Origin of the sequence: Mycolicibacterium anyangense, from assembly GCF_010731855.1 — a bacterium.
Lineage (GTDB): Bacteria > Actinomycetota > Actinomycetes > Mycobacteriales > Mycobacteriaceae > Mycobacterium > Mycobacterium anyangense.
Genome location: NZ_AP022620.1, coordinates 3,886,496 through 3,901,195 on the forward strand (window position 1 = coordinate 3,886,496; position 14,700 = coordinate 3,901,195).

Sequence of the window (14,700 nt, forward strand, 5' to 3'; positions counted from 1 at the left end):
CTGACGTCAGCGCGCGGCCGGAAACGTCAGCGTGAACGTCGCGCCCTGTCCCGGCGTGGAGGCCACCGTGACGTCCCCGCCGTGCGCATGGGCGATCTCGCGCACGAGGGCCAGGCCGATACCGTAGGACTCGCGGCCTTCCCGGGTGGTGTGTTCGGCACCGTGCGAGAAGCGGGTGAACAGGGTCGCCATGGTTTCGGTGTCGATACCCACACCGTCGTCGGCCACCGCCGCCGTCACGGTGTCGCCGGTGCGCCCCACCAGGATCTGCACCGTGCCGCCGCGGTGCTGATGTCCCAGAGCGTTGTCCACCAGCGCGGTCACCGCGCGACGCAGCGCCGCCTCAGAACCCAGAACCGCGAATGATCCTGCACCGCTGGACTTCTGGTAGCTCAGCGTGACGCCCAACGAGTCCGCATAGGGGGCCATGCTGTCGCGGACGGCGGCGGCGACGGCGGCGATGTCCACCCGGTCGCGCAGCGGTGCGCCGGCGGTCATGGTGGCCGAGGCCAGCAGATCCTCGACGATGTCGCCGAGCACCCGGGTATCGGCCACCAGCGCGTCGGCGTCCCGCTGTACGGTCTGCGGGTCGGCGGTACCCACCCGGTGCGCCAGCATCTGGGCCCGGGTGTGCAGGACGGTCAGCGGGGCGCGCAGCTCGTGGGAGGCATCGGCGACGAACCGGCGCTGCAGCGCCAGCGCCTGCGCAAGAGGTTGCGCGGAGCGCCGGGTGAACAGGGCCACCACCCCGATGGACGCCAGGATGCCCACCAGTTCGGCGAACGCCAGCGAGATGAGGAGCCGGCCCCGCCCGGCCTGATAGGGCGCCAGATCGATCATCGCGACCACCCGGCCCTGCGGACGGTCCACCGCGAGCGTCCGGAAGTGCCGGCCTTCGGCGTGCAGATCACCGAAACCGGCCGGCCCGGTCAGCAGTGGCGCACCCGGCTGGCCGCCGTCGCTGAACGACACCCGGCCGTCCAGGGTGCGCATGGCCAGTTCCATGTCCGGTGGTGGGTCGTCGGTGTCGTCGGCGGCCATCGCCACGGTCTGCAGCTCGGCGTCGATCTCCCGCCGCTGCGTGCGCACATAGACCGCGAACACCACGCCGCCGACCAGCAGCAGCACCAGAGCCAGCGCGGCCGATGCCTGGAATGCCGCCAGCCGGCCGGCACGCTTGACCAACGCCAGATCACTCGGCGGTGCGCTGGTGTCCTTGCCGCGCACCATCGTCACCCCAGCCCGAACCGGTAGCCGGTGCCATGCACCGTGCGGATCACCTGTTTGCCCAGCTTTCGGCGTAGGTAGTGCACGTAGAGGTCGACCGCACCGCCGGATTCGGCACCGTCGAACACCGAGTCCAGCAACTGTGCGCGGCTGAAAACCCGCTTCGGGGCGGCCATCAGGGTGCCCAGTAGCGATGCCTCCCGCTCGGAGAGCTCGACATCGATGCCATCCGGGGTGGCACCGCAGACCCGGCGGGTGACCCGGTCCAGCACCAGACCGCCCGCACTGATCGTGGCACTGCCGTCGGTGCGGCGCAGCAGGGCCCGCACCCGGGCCAGCAGCTCGGGGACCTCGAATGGTTTGACCAGGTAGTCCTGCGCACCGGCGTCCAGCCCCTCGACGCGGTCGTCGACCGCCCCGCGGGCGGTGAGGATCAGCGCCGGTGTGGTGATCCCACGCGAGCGCAGCAGCGCCACCAGATCGGCACCGTCCATCACCGGCAGGCCACGGTCGACGATCAGGGCACCGAAGTCGCCGGACAGGCCGCGATGCATCCCCTGCTGCCCGTCGTAGGCCACCTCGACCCGGTAGCCCGCATCGGTGAACAACTCGGCCAGCATGGCGCTGAGCACACGGTCGTCCTCGACGACCAGCAGCCGGGGTCCATCGGTTGACACGCTGTCGAGAGTGCCACGACACCGGCCATACCGCGTGCAATGGCGATTCTTACAGCGCTCAAAGAATGACCCCGCACGCTGAAGGCATGACGGCGTGGACGCTGGCCGGGCCCGGCCAGTCGCAGTGGCACCGGTGGAGCACCCAGATGCATCTGCTGGTCGCCGATGCTGGTGCGCTGCCGACGGCACGGGCTCTGGTGGATGCGGAGCTGGATGCCATCGAGCTGGCCGCATCCCGGTTCCGGCCCGACTCGGAGGTCAGCATGCTGGCCGCCCACGCGGGCGCACCGATGCCGATCAGCCCGCTGCTGGCGGCGCTGATCGAGGCTGCGCTGGACGCGGCCCGCTTCACCGACGGGGATGTGGACCCGACGGTCGGCTCGGCGCTGATCGCGCTGGGCTACGACCGTGACATCGACGAGCTCGGGGGACCCCGGGTGACGTCGATCGCACGGCCGGCGAACTGGGCGATGGTGGACTTCGACGGCCGTAGTGTCCGGCTGCCCACCGGGGTGCTGCTGGATCTGGGGGCCACCGCGAAGGCGCTCGCCGCCGACCGGTGCGCACAGCTGGTGTTCGCCCATACCGGCAGCGGTGTGCTGGTCAACCTGGGCGGCGACATCGCCACCGCCGGGCCGGTACCCGAGGACGGCTGGCAGGTGCTGGTGACCGATACCGACGACGACCCGGTTGCGCAGGTGTCGCTGGGCACTGACACCGGCCTGGCGACCTCGAGCACCCAGCGCCGACGGTGGTGGCGCGACGGCGATCTGGTCCACCACATCGTCGATCCGCGAACCGGCCGGTCTGCCGACCCGGTCTGGCGCACCGTCAGCGTGGTGGCCGGCACCTGCGTTGCGGCGAACACGATCAGCACCGCAGCTGTGATCCGGGGCCACCGCGCCCCGGAATGGATTGCGAGCCTGGAAGTTCCGGCTCGACTCGTCGACTCCGACGGCGAGGTACGGACGGTAGGAGGGTGGCCGAAGTGACACAGCGACTGCATATCGACTGGACCCGGTGCGACGGCCGCGGCCTGTGCACCGAACTGCTGCCGGATGTACTGACCCGCGACGACTGGGGATATCCGCTGGCCCGCAAGGCTGCTCGCGAACCGCTGGTACCCGGCGAGTCGCTGAAGTACGCCAAGGCCGCGGTGAAGCGCTGCCCCCGGCTGGCGCTGCGGTTACTACCAACCGTTGAGACAGAAGCTAGGCAGACAAAGTGCGAGTAGACGTCGGCGTGAGTTCTGAATGAACGCCGATCAGCCCACCAGCCGGGCGATCGAGCGCAGCGGGATGTGCAACCAGCTCGGCCGGTAGCGGGCCTCGTAGGCCGCCTCGTACACCGCCTTGTCGAGTTCGTAGGCCGACAACACCGCAGACTGATCTCGCGGGTCGGTCTGCGATTCCGACGCGTACCCGTCGCAGAACGAGGCGCAGTTACGGTCCACCCACTCCTTGGCCCGCGCCGCCAGTTGCCGGTCGGCGGTCTGGTCCACCAGCTGCTGATACGCCGCGTATTCGAACGAGCGCAGCATGCCGGCGACATCCCGCAACGGCGAGTCAGGCTTGCGCCGGGCCTCCAGCGGCTGCCCCGGTTCACCTTCGAAGTCGATCAGCAGCCAGCGTTCCGGAGTTCGCAACACCTGTCCCAGGTGCAGGTCGCCGTGCACCCGCTGTACGGTGATCGGCTCGTCGGCCAGTTTGGCGTAGCGCTCTTCGATCGCCGGCACATAGTCGGCGAGTTCGGCCACCGCGGCTGCGGCGGTCGAAAGCCGTTCGCGCATCACGTCGATCGGCAACACCGTTGTCGACGTACCGAGCTCGGTGGCCAGGGTCGCGTGTACCGAGGCGACAGCCTCGCCCAAACGGTAGGCCTCCCCGGCGAAATCCCCGCCGACCTCGTAGGCGTACAGGTCGCCCTCGGCATACAGATCGCGGGTACTGGCCGTCGCCATATCCCAGCCCTCGGCGGAGTTGGCGGCGTAGGCGGCCACCATGCCCAGCGGGCACGTCTGCTCGCCGTCCACCGTGTCGAATGTCCCGAGAAGCCTTGCCACATGGACATTTCCGGCTCTGCCCAGCACCCGGTTGAGTTCGATGTCCGGATTGATGCCACACGCCACCCGCCGGAACACCTTCAGAATCGCCTGATCTTCGAAGACCACGCTGGTGTTGCTCTGCTCGGCGTCGGAGACCCGGGGCGCGGCATCCACCGGCAACTCCACACCGGGCTCGCGGGTGAACGTGACATCGCCGATGGTGGCCGACGAGTCGATCAGCGACAGCAGGAACCGGGCGGCGGCCGGATCGTAGAGCGCATCGTAGGCGGTGTGATCGCCGACCGAACCGACGGTTGCGACGGTGCCGTACTCGGACACCGGAGCTGAATCCCATTGCACCAGAACTTGATAGCGTTCCGTAGTGTCGTTGGTGTAGTTGACGTCGAGCAGCAGCAACTCCAGCTGGTCACGCAGCCCCACCACCACTGCAGGGTGCACCGCAGCGATCTCGCGTCCACGGCCGGCATACCAGCGCTGGGTGGGCAGCCACTCGGCCCAGGGGAGGTGCTGCGGCGAACTCATGACTTCTCCTCGGGCGGGCACAGCCGAAACCAGTAGAACCCGTGCCCCGGCAGGGTGAGCAGATAGGGCAGCTGCCCGATCTTGGGAAACGGCACGTGCCCAGTCAGTTCCACCGGCGTGTAGGCATTCCAGTGCTGCAGATTCAGTTCGATCGGCTGGGGGAATCTCGACAGGTTGTTCACACACAGCACGGTGTCGCCGCCGTCGAGCTCCCGGACATAGGTCAGCACCGACGGGTTGGAACCGCTCAGTTCCCGAAACGTGCCGGTGGCGAACGCATCGTAGCGGCGTCGCACCGCAAGCATGGTGCGGGTCCAGTTCAGCAACGACGTCGAACTATCGCGCTGCGCTTCGACATTCACCGATTGGTACCCATAGATCGGGTCCTGGTTGGGCGGCAGGTACAACCGGCCGGGGTTGGCCGTGGAGAAGCCGGCATTGCGGTCCGGGGTCCACTGCATCGGGGTGCGCACACCGTCGCGGTCGCCGAGCCAGATGATGTCGCCCATGCCGATCTCGTCGCCGTAGTACAGCACCGGCGAGCCCGGCAGCGACAACAGCAGGGCGGTGAACAGTTCGGTCTGGTTGCGGTCGTTCTCCAGCAGCGGTGCCAGCCGCCGACGGATACCCACGTTGGCTTTCATCCGCGGATCCTTGGCGTACTCGGCGTACATGTAGTCACGCTCTTCGTCGGTGACCATCTCCAGGGTCAGCTCGTCGTGGTTGCGCAGGAAGATGCCCCATTGCGCCATGTCCGGGATCTCCGGGGTCTGGGCCAGGATCTCCGAGATCGGAAACCGCGACTCGCGGCGCACCGCCATGAAGATGCGCGGCATCAGCGGAAAGTGGAACGCCATATGGCATTCGTCGCCGCCCATTGCGGGGTCGCCGAAGTACTCCACCACGTCGGCCGGCCATTGGTTGGCCTCGGCCAGCAGCACCCGCCCTGGGAACTCGTCGTCGATGACCTTGCGGCAGTGCTTGAGGAACGCATGGGTCTCGGGCAGGTTCTCGCAGTTGGTGCCCTCCCGCTCGAACAGGTACGGCACCGCGTCGAGCCGAAACCCGTCGATGCCGAGGTCCAGCCAGAACCGAAGGACGTCGATCATCGCCTCTTGCACGGCAGGGTTGTCGTAATTCAGGTCGGGCTGATGCGAGAAGAATCGATGCCAGTAAAACTGCTTGCGCACCGGGTCGAACGTCCAGTTCGACTCTTCGGTGTCGACGAAGATGATGCGGGCGTCGGTGTAGCGCTGGCTGGTGTCACTCCACACGTAGAAGTCACCGTACGGCCCGTCGGGGTCGCGCCGGGATTCCTGGAACCACGGGTGCGAGTCGGAGGTGTGGTTCATCACCAGGTCGGTGATGATGCGGATGCCGCGCTTGTGGGCGGCGTCGAGCAGGGCGACGAAGTCGTCGACAGTGCCGAACTCGGGCAGCACCTTGTAGAAGTCGCGGATGTCGTAGCCGCCGTCACGCAGCGGCGAATCGTAGAACGGCGGCAGCCACAGGCAGTCCACCCCGAGCCACTGCAGATAGTCGAGTTGTTCGATCAGTCCGCGCAGATCACCGACCCCGTCGGCGTTCGAATCGTAGAAGGCCCGCACCAGCACCTCGTAGAACACCGCACTCTTGAACCAGGTGCGGTCTGCGGGCAGGGCGTGCGCCTGGCCGAAGTCCTCGGCGTTCGGATGCTCCACCACGCCGCCTTCGACGTGGCTGCCACCTGCCGGGTCGCTCGTCAACTCCATCTACGTTTCACTACCCCACACTGGCCGAACCGAATCACACCGCCGCCGAGCGTGCGCCAAGAGTTCGTCACAGCGGCGTGTCGGCGTGCAGACACGCACGGTCGAGCGTCAATCCCGCACGCGCACTACAACTTTGCCCTTGGCGGTGCGGTTTTCCAGCGACGCCACCGCGGCGGCGGCCTCTTCGAAAGGGTAGACCTCAGGCTGGGGGACGGCCAGTTGACCGGAGGTGAGCAGGGCGGCCAGGCCGTCCCACTCCTGCGCCAGCGCGCCCGGGTGCGTCATGGTCCAGGCACCCCATCCGACGCCGACGACGTCGATGTTGTTCAGCAGCAGCCGGTTGACCTTGACAGTCGGGATCTCACCGCCGGTGAAGCCGACGACCAGCAGCCGTCCGCCGGGCGCCAGCGAGCGCAGCGAGTCGGTGAAGCGGTCGCCGCCCACCGGGTCCATGACGATGTCGACGCCCTTGCCACTGGTCAGTTCGGCGACGGCGTCCTTGAACCCGTCGACCAGCACGACGTCGGTGGCGCCGGCAGCCCTGGCCACCTCGGCCTTGTCCTCAGTGCTGACCACGGCGATCACCCGGCTCGCGCCCAGTGCCGGGGCCAGCCGCAGGGTCGAGGTGCCGATACCGCCAGCCGCGCCGTGCACCAGTACCGACTCGCCCTTGGCCAGCCGACCACGTTCGGTGAGCGCGAAGTACACGGTGAGGTCGTTGAACAACAGGCCCGCGCCCGCCTCGAAGCTGACATTGTCGGGCAACGGGAACGCCCGCTCGGGCGTGAGCACCGCGGTCTCGGCCATCGCTCCGGCGATCAGGGTCAGACCGACCACCCGGTCACCCGCCTTGACCGCGGCGCCCTCCGGCGCAGAGCGCACCACACCGGCGACCTCGGCGCCGAGGGTGAACGGCAGTTCCGGCTTGTACTGGTAGAGACCGCGGGTCAGCAGCGCATCGGGGAAAGCCACCCCGGCGGCGTAGACGTCGACCACGACGCCGCCCTCGGCGGCCGGTTCGTCGATCTCGACAACCTGCACTGATTCCGGGCCGCTGAGTTCGGTCACTCTGATCGCACGCATGGCCGTCAGTGTTGCACGCTACTTCGGCACCTCGATGGCCAGCAGCTCGACCTGCAGCTCACCCCGCGGAGTGGAGTAGGTGACGGTGTCGCCGGCGCTGCGCCCGAACAGCGCCAGACCGAGCGGACTGTCCGCGGTCAGTGTGCTGTCCTCCGCACCGGCCGGCGTCTCCTCGAGATAGTTGATCACCCGCATGCGCACCGGCTCGTCGCCGGGAAAGCGCACCGTGACCTTGGTGCCGTTGGGCAGTTGACCTGGCACGTCGGCGTTTCCGCCGGCGAGGAGCCAGGCCAGCCGGCCGATCTGCTCATCGATACCGGCCAGGTCCTCGGCACGCTGCAGTGCGTCGGCGGCGTCGCCTCGGTCACCGACGGTGTCGGCGTCCCCTTGCAGCTCGGCCCGCATCTGGTCGCGCCGCTGCCGCAGTTCGGCGAGTTCGCCCTCCAGGCGGTCGCGTTCCTGCGCGTCGAAGTTCGTCTCGCTCATGATCGACAAGCTACCTCTGCACCGGGGTCGCAACACTGCGTTTTGTTTGGGCCATGGGCCCGGGGGTACCGCAGCGGAACATGTTGACCTCGCTGCCCTCGGCGGCGAATGGGGGTGGACTCGATCGCGCCAACGTGCCGGCCGCGGCGAGCGCGGTATCGTGCCGACGTGGCATCCCGTGATCATGGCGACCCTGGCGACGCCCCTTCGGTGCCGCCGCCCCTGACCTCCGTCGTCGACGAGACGCGGCCGTCGGCCGCCGAGGAAGCCCGCACCATCGCCGCGTCCACCAACACCGGGGTGCTGGCGAGCCTGACCACCTCCGGTGATCCGTGGGCTTCGTTCGTCACCTACGGCCTGCTGGACGGCGCACCGGTGCTGTGTGTCTCGCACATGGCCGAGCACGGGCGCAACCTCGCCCATGATCACCGCGCCAGCCTGGCGATCGTGGCACCGACCACCGAGACCGATCCCTTGGCCAGCGGCCGGATCACGCTGGCCGGGGTGGTCGAGCACCCGGTCGGCGATGAGCTGGCGGCAGCGCGCGAGGCGCACCTCGAGGCGGTCGCGGCGGCCAAGTACTACATCGACTACTCGGACTTCGCCCTGTGGGTGCTGCGTGTGCAGCGGGTCCGCTGGGTCGGCGGCTACGGCCGGATGGATTCGGCGACGGCAGCGGCCTACTGCGCTGCCACACCGGATCCGGTGCGGCCACATGCTGCCGGTGCGATCGCCCATCTGAACGCCGACCATGCCGACTCGCTGGCGGCGATGGCGCGGGTGCTGGGCGGCTACCCCGACGCCACCGCAGCGGTGTGCACCGGCATCGACCGGTACGGACTGGACTTGCGGGTCAGCACCCCACGTGGGCCGGCGGCCGCCTACACCCGCGTCGGGTTCGGTAGAGCGTTGGATTCCGCTGACGAATTGCGTTCGGCGACAGTGGAACTCACTGCCCAAGCCCGCAAAAGCTAACCACCGAGCTCGGAAAGCGCCGAATCCAGCACCGGGTCGTCGGCGGTGATCACGCGCCACGCCCGGTGCTCTGCTGCAACTCGTCGATGAGCGCGGAGGCTTGGGCCTTGGTGAGGTGCGCCGGCACCTCGAGGCCGGCCTCCTGGGCCAGCGTGCCCAGGTAGCTGCGCTGTGGTCCGGTCATGGGTTCATCACCGGTGACCCAGTCGGACTGGTCCTTGGTGGGGTTCTCCTGCGGCGCGCGATCGCTCATATCGCTACCTATGCCCACCGGCATCGGGGTGTAAGCCTGTGCCGTCGAAGTTTCCTATACCGGCGCGGTCCGGTTGAGCGCCAGCGCGAGGAAGGTCGCGATGGTCGCGAACAGCACCGCCACTCGCAACCAACCGGTTCCAGCCGGGGCGCTGATGGTCTGATAGCCGACCTGTTCGAGCACCGAGGAGTAGCTCTTGTCCAGCTCGGCGACGTTGCTGGCGGTGTAGTGCTGGCCGCCGGACAGCTCGGCGATGCGCTTCATCTGCGTGCCGTCGACGGGGACCGGAACATGGTCGTCCTTGAGCGTGACCACTCCGGTCGGCGTGCCGAAAGTGATGGTGGAGATCGGGATCCCCTGGTCTTTGGCCGCACGCGCGGCCGTGAACGCACCCCGCGGGTTGTCCTGATTCGCCGGCTTGTTGGCCCCACCGTCGGACAGCAGCACGATGCGTGCCGGCGGTGGCGTCGCGTTCCCGGCCGTCAGGACGGTGTTGACGGTCTTGATGGAGTCAAGCGCGGTGAAGATGGCTTCACCGGTGGCGGTGGAGTTATCGGTCTGCAGGTTGTCCAGGGCCGCGATGGTGGCGCTGTGATCCGGTGTCGGCGAGACCAGCAGATTGACGTTGCCGGAGAACGACACCAGACCCAAATTCACCCCCGGCGTCAACTGTTGGGCGAACTGCTTGGCCGCGTCCTGGGCTGCCCGCAACCGCGTCGGCGGCACGTCCTTGGCTTGCATGGATTGCGACACGTCGATGAGCAGCATCACCACCGCGCGATTGCGTGGGATCCGCACGCTGTGCATCGGTCCGGCGAGCGCGAAGACCAGCATCAGCAGGGCGACGGACGCCAGCGCGATGGGCACGTGCCGGAGCACCCCGCGCCGCCGGGACGACACCGCGCCGAGCAGGGCCGAATCGCTGTATCGGCGCAGCCGCCGGCGCCGCTGCACCTGCGCGACCACGTACAGCGCGACCAGGGCCGCAGGCACCACTGCCAGCAGCAGGTACATCGGGTGCGCCAGACCCGACAGGGTCAGCGTCCCGATTCCGGGCAGCGTCATCGCAGGGACCCGGCCCTGGAGTACATCTCGGCACCGGCAGTCACGGCAGAACCACTCCGACCCTCCTGATCGCTCACGGCGAATCCGCAGCCAACGTGGCTACCGTGTCTTTGTACCGATCTTCGCTGAGAAGAACTCGGGTCGAAACTCGGGTCGAAGAGGAAGGCAGCAGCGATGGTGTGCTTGGTGGCGAGGAGCCCCGGGGCGTGGACCGGAGCCGTCCGTCGGTGAATTCACTGTCGGTGTCGGGGTTCGCCAGCGCGTGGTTCTTCCTGTACTTCGCCATCATCGCCGCAGTGGTGGCGGTATACGTCCTGATTCAGCGGGCCAGGAACCGCCGGGTGCTGCGGTTTGCCAACATGGAGTTGCTCGAGCAGGTCGCGGCGGGCCGAAAGCCGCGTCGATGGCGGCATCTGCCGGTGGCCCTCCTGGTGGCCGCGTTGGCACTGCTGACCACGGCCATGGCGGGCCCCACCCACGATGTGCGGATCCCCCGCAATCGCGCCGTGGTGATGCTGCTCATCGACGTGTCGGAATCGATGGCGGCCACCGATGTCGCCCCGAGCCGGATCGAAGCCGCGCGGGAAGCCGGCAAGCATTTCGCCGACATGCTCACGCCGGGGATCAACCTCGGGCTGGTGAAGTTCTCCTCCGGTGCCACCCTGCTGGTGGCTCCCACGACCGACCATGAGCAGGTCAAGGCCGCGATAGACAAGCTGGTTCCCGAGCCGCGGACGGCGACCGGCGAGGGCATCTTCACCGCGCTGCAGGCGATCGCGACCACCGGTGCGGTGATGGGTGGCGCCGACGGGCCGCCGCCGGGTCGGATCGTGCTGGAGTCCGACGGCAAGGAGACCGTCCCGCCGGATCTGGAGGCACCGCGCGGGGCGTTCACCGCCGCGCGGGCGGCCAAGGAGCAGGGCGTCCAGATCTCCACGATCTCCTTCGGCACCAAGAACGGCGTTGTCGAGATCGACGGCCAGTCGATTCCGGTTCCCACCGACGACGAATCGCTGGCCCGGATCGCCGAACTCAGTGGCGGCGAGGCGTTTCAAGCCAGCAGCCTCGAAGAGCTCACCCGGGTGTACTCGACCCTGGATCAGCAGATCGGCTACCAGGTCATCCAGGGCGATGCGAGCGCGGCCTGGATCGCGCTCGGCGCATTGGCGCTGGCCCTGTCGGTGGCGGCCGGGATAGTGCTGAACCGCCGACTGCCGGGCTGAGGCATGCCCCGAACGTGCCGTGCGGCCCCAGGCCGCCGCAATTCCCACCACATTGCCAGCTACCGCACAGGTGTCGGCAGCACCGGCCAGTGCCGGTTATGACTCGGCGGCCACCAGGCTGGGTGGGCCGCTGGGCCGGTGGGCCTGGCTGCGCCGGCGGACGATAGCGCGGCCCCCGGCACCGGGCGCATTGGCGACTCCCCGGGACTGGTAGGGCTCACCCGGCGCACCGGTGGGCTCGAAGCTGAACTCACGCAACAGGGTTCGCAACGTAACGGTCATCTCCATGTTGGCGAAGGCGGCACCGATGCACCGGCGAATCCCCCCGCCGAACGGAATCCACGCGTAGTTGTCGGGCGGATTACCCAGAAACCGATCCGGGTCGAAGACCGATGGGTCAGGAAACCGTTCGGCTGACGCGTGCGCCAGGGCGATGCTCACCATGATCACGTGATCTTCCGGAATCACCCACTCGCCCAATCGAATCCGGGTCAATGTGCGCCGGGAGGTACCGTCGATGACGGGGCGCACCCGCTGCACCTCCCAGATAGTCGCCTGCTGCAGATCCGAGCCACCGGCGTCGGCCTCGATGGTGAGCCGCTCGAGCAGTCCGGGTTGCCTGCGCACGCGCTCGACCAGCCAGGCCAGCGTGGTGGCCGTGGTCTCGTGGCCGGCGGTCAACAGGGTCAGCAGTTCGTCGGCGATGTGCCGGTTGGAGATTCGGGAGCCGTCGTCGTAGCGGGCCCGCAGCATCAGCGAGAGCACATCGGCGCGATCCTCGAAATTCGGATCGGAGCGCGCCTCGGCGATCAGCGAGTCGACGATCTCGTCGTAGCGCTGGCGGTAGCGTCGCATCATGCCGCCAGGACTGCGGGGGCCGAGGTCCCGGCGGACGAACCGCGGCAGCACCACCAGCCGTGAACCGATCTCCACCGCACGCGGCAGCAGATCGCGCAGTTCGTCTAACGCCGCGCCCTGTGCACCGAACACGGTGCGCAGGATCGCGTTCAGGGTGATGCGCATCATCGAGGGCAGCGTCTCGAACTCGACCCCCTCAGGCCAGGTGGCGACCTCGCGCATCACCTCTTCCTCGATGACGGCTTCGTAGCTGTGCATCCGCTTGCCGTGGAAAGGCGGTACCAGGAGCTTGCGGCGGGCCCGGTGCTCCTCGCCGTCCAGGCTGAAGGTCGAGCCGGGGCCGAGTACCTCGCCCAGGTTGGTGGCCCGTCCGACGAGGTCGGCGCCGGCGGTGAAGAGGTCCTTGACGAGGTCAGGTTCGCTGATCAGGACGGTCTTGCCGAAGATCGGCAGGTTCAGCGTGAGAGTTGGCCCGTAACGGCGGGCCAACGAGCCCACCGAGGTGCGCCGGGAGGCGACGAACGTGATGCCCTGGATCAGCTTGGGCGTCCGCGGCCCCCGGGGAAGCCTGACCGGATCCGTCGTCGCCTGTGCCATCGGGTTACCCCTCGTCATCTCGGTACATCGCTGTACCAGGCACGGTACGCCGCTGTACCGAGGGGCACAACCCGGGCGCCCTCGGAACGGCCCAGTACCCTTGGCCAGGGCACTACAGCACTTCGACGAGGAGGACAGATGGCTGTCAGCGGCGAACGGCAGGCGCTGCGCGAATTCGGCGAGGGGCGCGGCTGGAACACCCGCGAAGCGGACCGTGCCGACGTCTACTCGCGCGACAAGCACCGGGTCCGGGTCATCTGGCAGGGCGAGGAGGCCATCAGCGGGGCGTCGTTCTTCGACGACGAGATGTACGAGATGTACACCCGCGACCTGGACAAGGTTCGCGCCTGGCTCACCCGGTAGGCCCGAGCAGCGCGATCGCCGCGGCGACCGCCTCCTCGGTGACGTCGCGCATCCGGCCACCACTTTCGACGGTCATCGCCGTCAGTTCGCGTAGACCGCCGATCAGCATGATGGCCCGCTGACGGGATACCGTGTTGATGCCGGCGGCATGCAATTCGTCAGTGTCGCTGAGGGTTTGGATCAGCGTGATGAACGCCTCGGTGACCTGCTTCTGCAACTCGCGGGCCGCCATCCCCAGGGCGGGCAGGTCGCGGATCCAGCTCAGCATCACTGCCGGCTGCGATTCGGCATTGGCGATCCAGGCTTGGACCGCCTGCCGGATCTGGGTCTCCCACGGCGCCGCCGGGTCAACCGCCGCCGAGATGACCTGGATCGTCGACCGATTGGTGTCGCCGAGCAGGGCGACCAGGCAGGCCTCCCGGTCGGAGAAGTACTCATAGAAGGTTCGCCGCGAGGTTCGGGCCCGACGGACGATCTCGGCGACCGTGGTGCCCGAGTAGCCGATGTCGGCGATCGAAGCCGCCATCGCATCGACGAGGCGTTGGCGGGGCGTGACGTCGGCCGCAGTGGGTGGGTTCGCAGACTGCACCTTCACCGTTTGTACACACCCCCTTCCCACTGCGTGCCGATCGTACGTCCGCCGTGTCCACTAGAGTTCGCCATCATGTCCGACTTCGGGTTCGCCCGCTATGTCGCGATCGGCGACAGCCAGACCGAGGGCCTGTGGGACGGCGACGACACCAGCGGCTTGATCGGGTTCGCCGACCGGCTGGCCGCCCTCCTGGACGCACGCTATCCGGGCCTGCTGTATGCCAATCTCGCCGTCCGGGGGCGCCGGATCGGCGACGTGCTGCACAACCAACTGCCCCAGGCCCTGGCCATGGACCCCGACCTCATCACCGTCTGCATCGGGATGAACGACGTGATCAGGCCCGGTCGGGCTTTCACCACCGCCCTGGCCGACCTGGACGAGGTCTACAGCCGGTTGTCGGCCTCCGGCGCCACGGTCGTCACCACGACCTTTCCCGACGTCGCCATGATGCTGCCGGTCGGCAGGTTGATCAGCGCGCGGGTCCACCAGATCAACGACGTGATCGTCGCGGCGTCGCGGCGGCACGGGTTCAGGCTGGTCGATCTCTACAGTGCTGCGTCGATGTCGCAGACCCGCACCTGGAGTCACGACCGGATGCACGCCTCGGCGCTGGGGCACCGGCTGTTCGCCGAGGCCGCCGCAGAGGCGCTCGAGCTGCCGGGCTGCAACGGCGACTGGGCGCTGGCGAGCGCGGAGGTGGAGCCCACCGGGTTCTACGAACGCGTCTACGCCCAGGCGCAATGGACGCGTGGCCTGCTCATCCCATGGCTGTGGCGTCATCTGCGGGGTCGCTCCTCAGGGGACGGTCGCAACCCCAAGTATCCAGTGCTACAACCTGTTTCAGAACGAGTCCGAGAGGCCGCCCGGAGCGCCTGAACATCAGATGTGACCGGTGTCACACCTGGGGCGAGGGTCCGACATTTGTCACCCCGAACCGTTTTGCTCCAAAGAGCAGAACGGTGC

16 protein-coding genes are annotated in these 14,700 nt (G+C 68.1%); 6 read left to right on the top strand and 10 right to left on the bottom strand.

Annotated elements, in window-relative coordinates; genetic code table 11:
- Positions 1–6 precede the first annotated feature (6 nt).
- Together G6N35_RS18385 and G6N35_RS18390 are read right to left on the bottom strand one after the other, a co-directional pair.
- On the bottom strand, positions 7–1,230 hold the full coding sequence (locus G6N35_RS18385) for a sensor histidine kinase (protein WP_246224644.1): 1,224 nt from the start codon (positions 1,228–1,230) through the stop codon (positions 7–9).
- 2 nt (positions 1,231–1,232) lie between these two features.
- Entirely contained in the window at positions 1,233–1,904 is a 672-nt protein-coding gene (locus G6N35_RS18390; RefSeq protein ID WP_163805547.1) for a response regulator transcription factor, read from the bottom strand.
- Between the two features lie 86 nt (positions 1,905–1,990).
- On the opposite strand from G6N35_RS18390, the gene G6N35_RS18395 reads away from it, so the two are divergent.
- Together G6N35_RS18395 and G6N35_RS18400 are read left to right on the top strand one after the other, a co-directional pair.
- A complete protein-coding gene (locus G6N35_RS18395) occupies positions 1,991–2,896 on the top strand; it encodes an FAD:protein FMN transferase (protein ID WP_246224356.1) in 906 nt (301 codons plus the stop codon).
- The gene (locus tag G6N35_RS18400; protein WP_322790616.1) at positions 2,893–3,138 is read left to right on the top strand and encodes a ferredoxin; all 246 of its coding nucleotides are present in this window, start codon (positions 2,893–2,895) and stop codon (positions 3,136–3,138) included. The genes G6N35_RS18395 and G6N35_RS18400 overlap by 4 nt, the downstream gene beginning before the upstream one ends.
- 30 nt (positions 3,139–3,168) lie before the next feature.
- On the opposite strand, the gene G6N35_RS18405 is transcribed toward G6N35_RS18400, so the two are convergent.
- The 4 genes from G6N35_RS18405 to G6N35_RS18420 form a co-directional block, all read right to left on the bottom strand.
- Positions 3,169–4,491, bottom strand: coding sequence for a maltokinase N-terminal cap-like domain-containing protein (locus G6N35_RS18405; protein ID WP_163805550.1), 1,323 nt, complete (start codon positions 4,489–4,491; stop codon positions 3,169–3,171).
- Entirely contained in the window at positions 4,488–6,242 is a 1,755-nt protein-coding gene (treS, locus tag G6N35_RS18410) for a maltose alpha-D-glucosyltransferase (RefSeq protein ID WP_163805551.1), read from the bottom strand. Before treS ends, G6N35_RS18405 begins: the two co-directional genes overlap by 4 nt.
- A gap of 108 nt (positions 6,243–6,350) precedes the next feature.
- Positions 6,351–7,325, bottom strand: a complete 975-nt coding sequence (locus G6N35_RS18415; RefSeq protein ID WP_163805552.1) for an NADPH:quinone oxidoreductase family protein — start codon at positions 7,323–7,325, stop codon at positions 6,351–6,353.
- A gap of 18 nt (positions 7,326–7,343) precedes the next feature.
- Positions 7,344–7,811 carry a GreA/GreB family elongation factor gene (locus tag G6N35_RS18420; RefSeq protein ID WP_163805553.1) on the bottom strand — a complete coding sequence of 156 codons (468 nt, stop codon included), beginning with the start codon at positions 7,809–7,811 and terminating at the stop codon, positions 7,344–7,346.
- A gap of 168 nt (positions 7,812–7,979) precedes the next feature.
- On the opposite strand from G6N35_RS18420, the gene G6N35_RS18425 reads away from it, so the two are divergent.
- Positions 7,980–8,786, top strand: coding sequence for a HugZ family pyridoxamine 5'-phosphate oxidase (locus G6N35_RS18425; RefSeq protein ID WP_163805554.1), 807 nt, complete (start codon positions 7,980–7,982; stop codon positions 8,784–8,786).
- Between the two features lie 49 nt (positions 8,787–8,835).
- Here the strand turns inward: G6N35_RS18425 and G6N35_RS18430 are convergent, their stop codons facing one another.
- Positions 8,836–9,039, bottom strand: a complete 204-nt coding sequence (locus tag G6N35_RS18430; RefSeq protein WP_179967385.1) for a DUF3072 domain-containing protein — start codon at positions 9,037–9,039, stop codon at positions 8,836–8,838.
- A gap of 54 nt (positions 9,040–9,093) precedes the next feature.
- Positions 9,094–10,104 (bottom strand): VWA domain-containing protein, encoded by a 1,011-nt coding sequence (locus G6N35_RS18435; RefSeq protein WP_163805556.1) that lies wholly within the window; start codon positions 10,102–10,104, stop codon positions 9,094–9,096.
- 206 nt (positions 10,105–10,310) lie between these two features.
- Between G6N35_RS18435 and G6N35_RS18440 the strand changes: the two genes are divergently transcribed.
- Positions 10,311–11,327, top strand: a complete 1,017-nt coding sequence (locus tag G6N35_RS18440; protein WP_246224360.1) for a VWA domain-containing protein — start codon at positions 10,311–10,313, stop codon at positions 11,325–11,327.
- 96 nt (positions 11,328–11,423) lie between these two features.
- Here the strand turns inward: G6N35_RS18440 and G6N35_RS18445 are convergent, their stop codons facing one another.
- The gene (locus G6N35_RS18445; RefSeq protein ID WP_163805557.1) at positions 11,424–12,782 is read right to left on the bottom strand and encodes a cytochrome P450; all 1,359 of its coding nucleotides are present in this window, start codon (positions 12,780–12,782) and stop codon (positions 11,424–11,426) included.
- Between the two features lie 138 nt (positions 12,783–12,920).
- On the opposite strand from G6N35_RS18445, the gene G6N35_RS18450 reads away from it, so the two are divergent.
- The gene (locus tag G6N35_RS18450; RefSeq protein ID WP_163805558.1) at positions 12,921–13,145 is read left to right on the top strand and encodes a hypothetical protein; all 225 of its coding nucleotides are present in this window, start codon (positions 12,921–12,923) and stop codon (positions 13,143–13,145) included.
- On the opposite strand, the gene G6N35_RS18455 is transcribed toward G6N35_RS18450, so the two are convergent.
- Positions 13,135–13,671 (bottom strand): TetR/AcrR family transcriptional regulator, encoded by a 537-nt coding sequence (locus G6N35_RS18455; protein ID WP_163807771.1) that lies wholly within the window; start codon positions 13,669–13,671, stop codon positions 13,135–13,137. The genes G6N35_RS18450 and G6N35_RS18455 overlap by 11 nt on opposite strands.
- A 138-nt stretch (positions 13,672–13,809) precedes the next feature.
- Here G6N35_RS18455 and G6N35_RS18460 point away from each other — a divergent pair, with 138 nt between their 5' ends.
- Positions 13,810–14,613 carry an SGNH/GDSL hydrolase family protein gene (locus tag G6N35_RS18460; RefSeq protein ID WP_163805559.1) on the top strand — a complete coding sequence of 268 codons (804 nt, stop codon included), beginning with the start codon at positions 13,810–13,812 and terminating at the stop codon, positions 14,611–14,613.
- Positions 14,614–14,700: the final 87 nt, after the last annotated feature.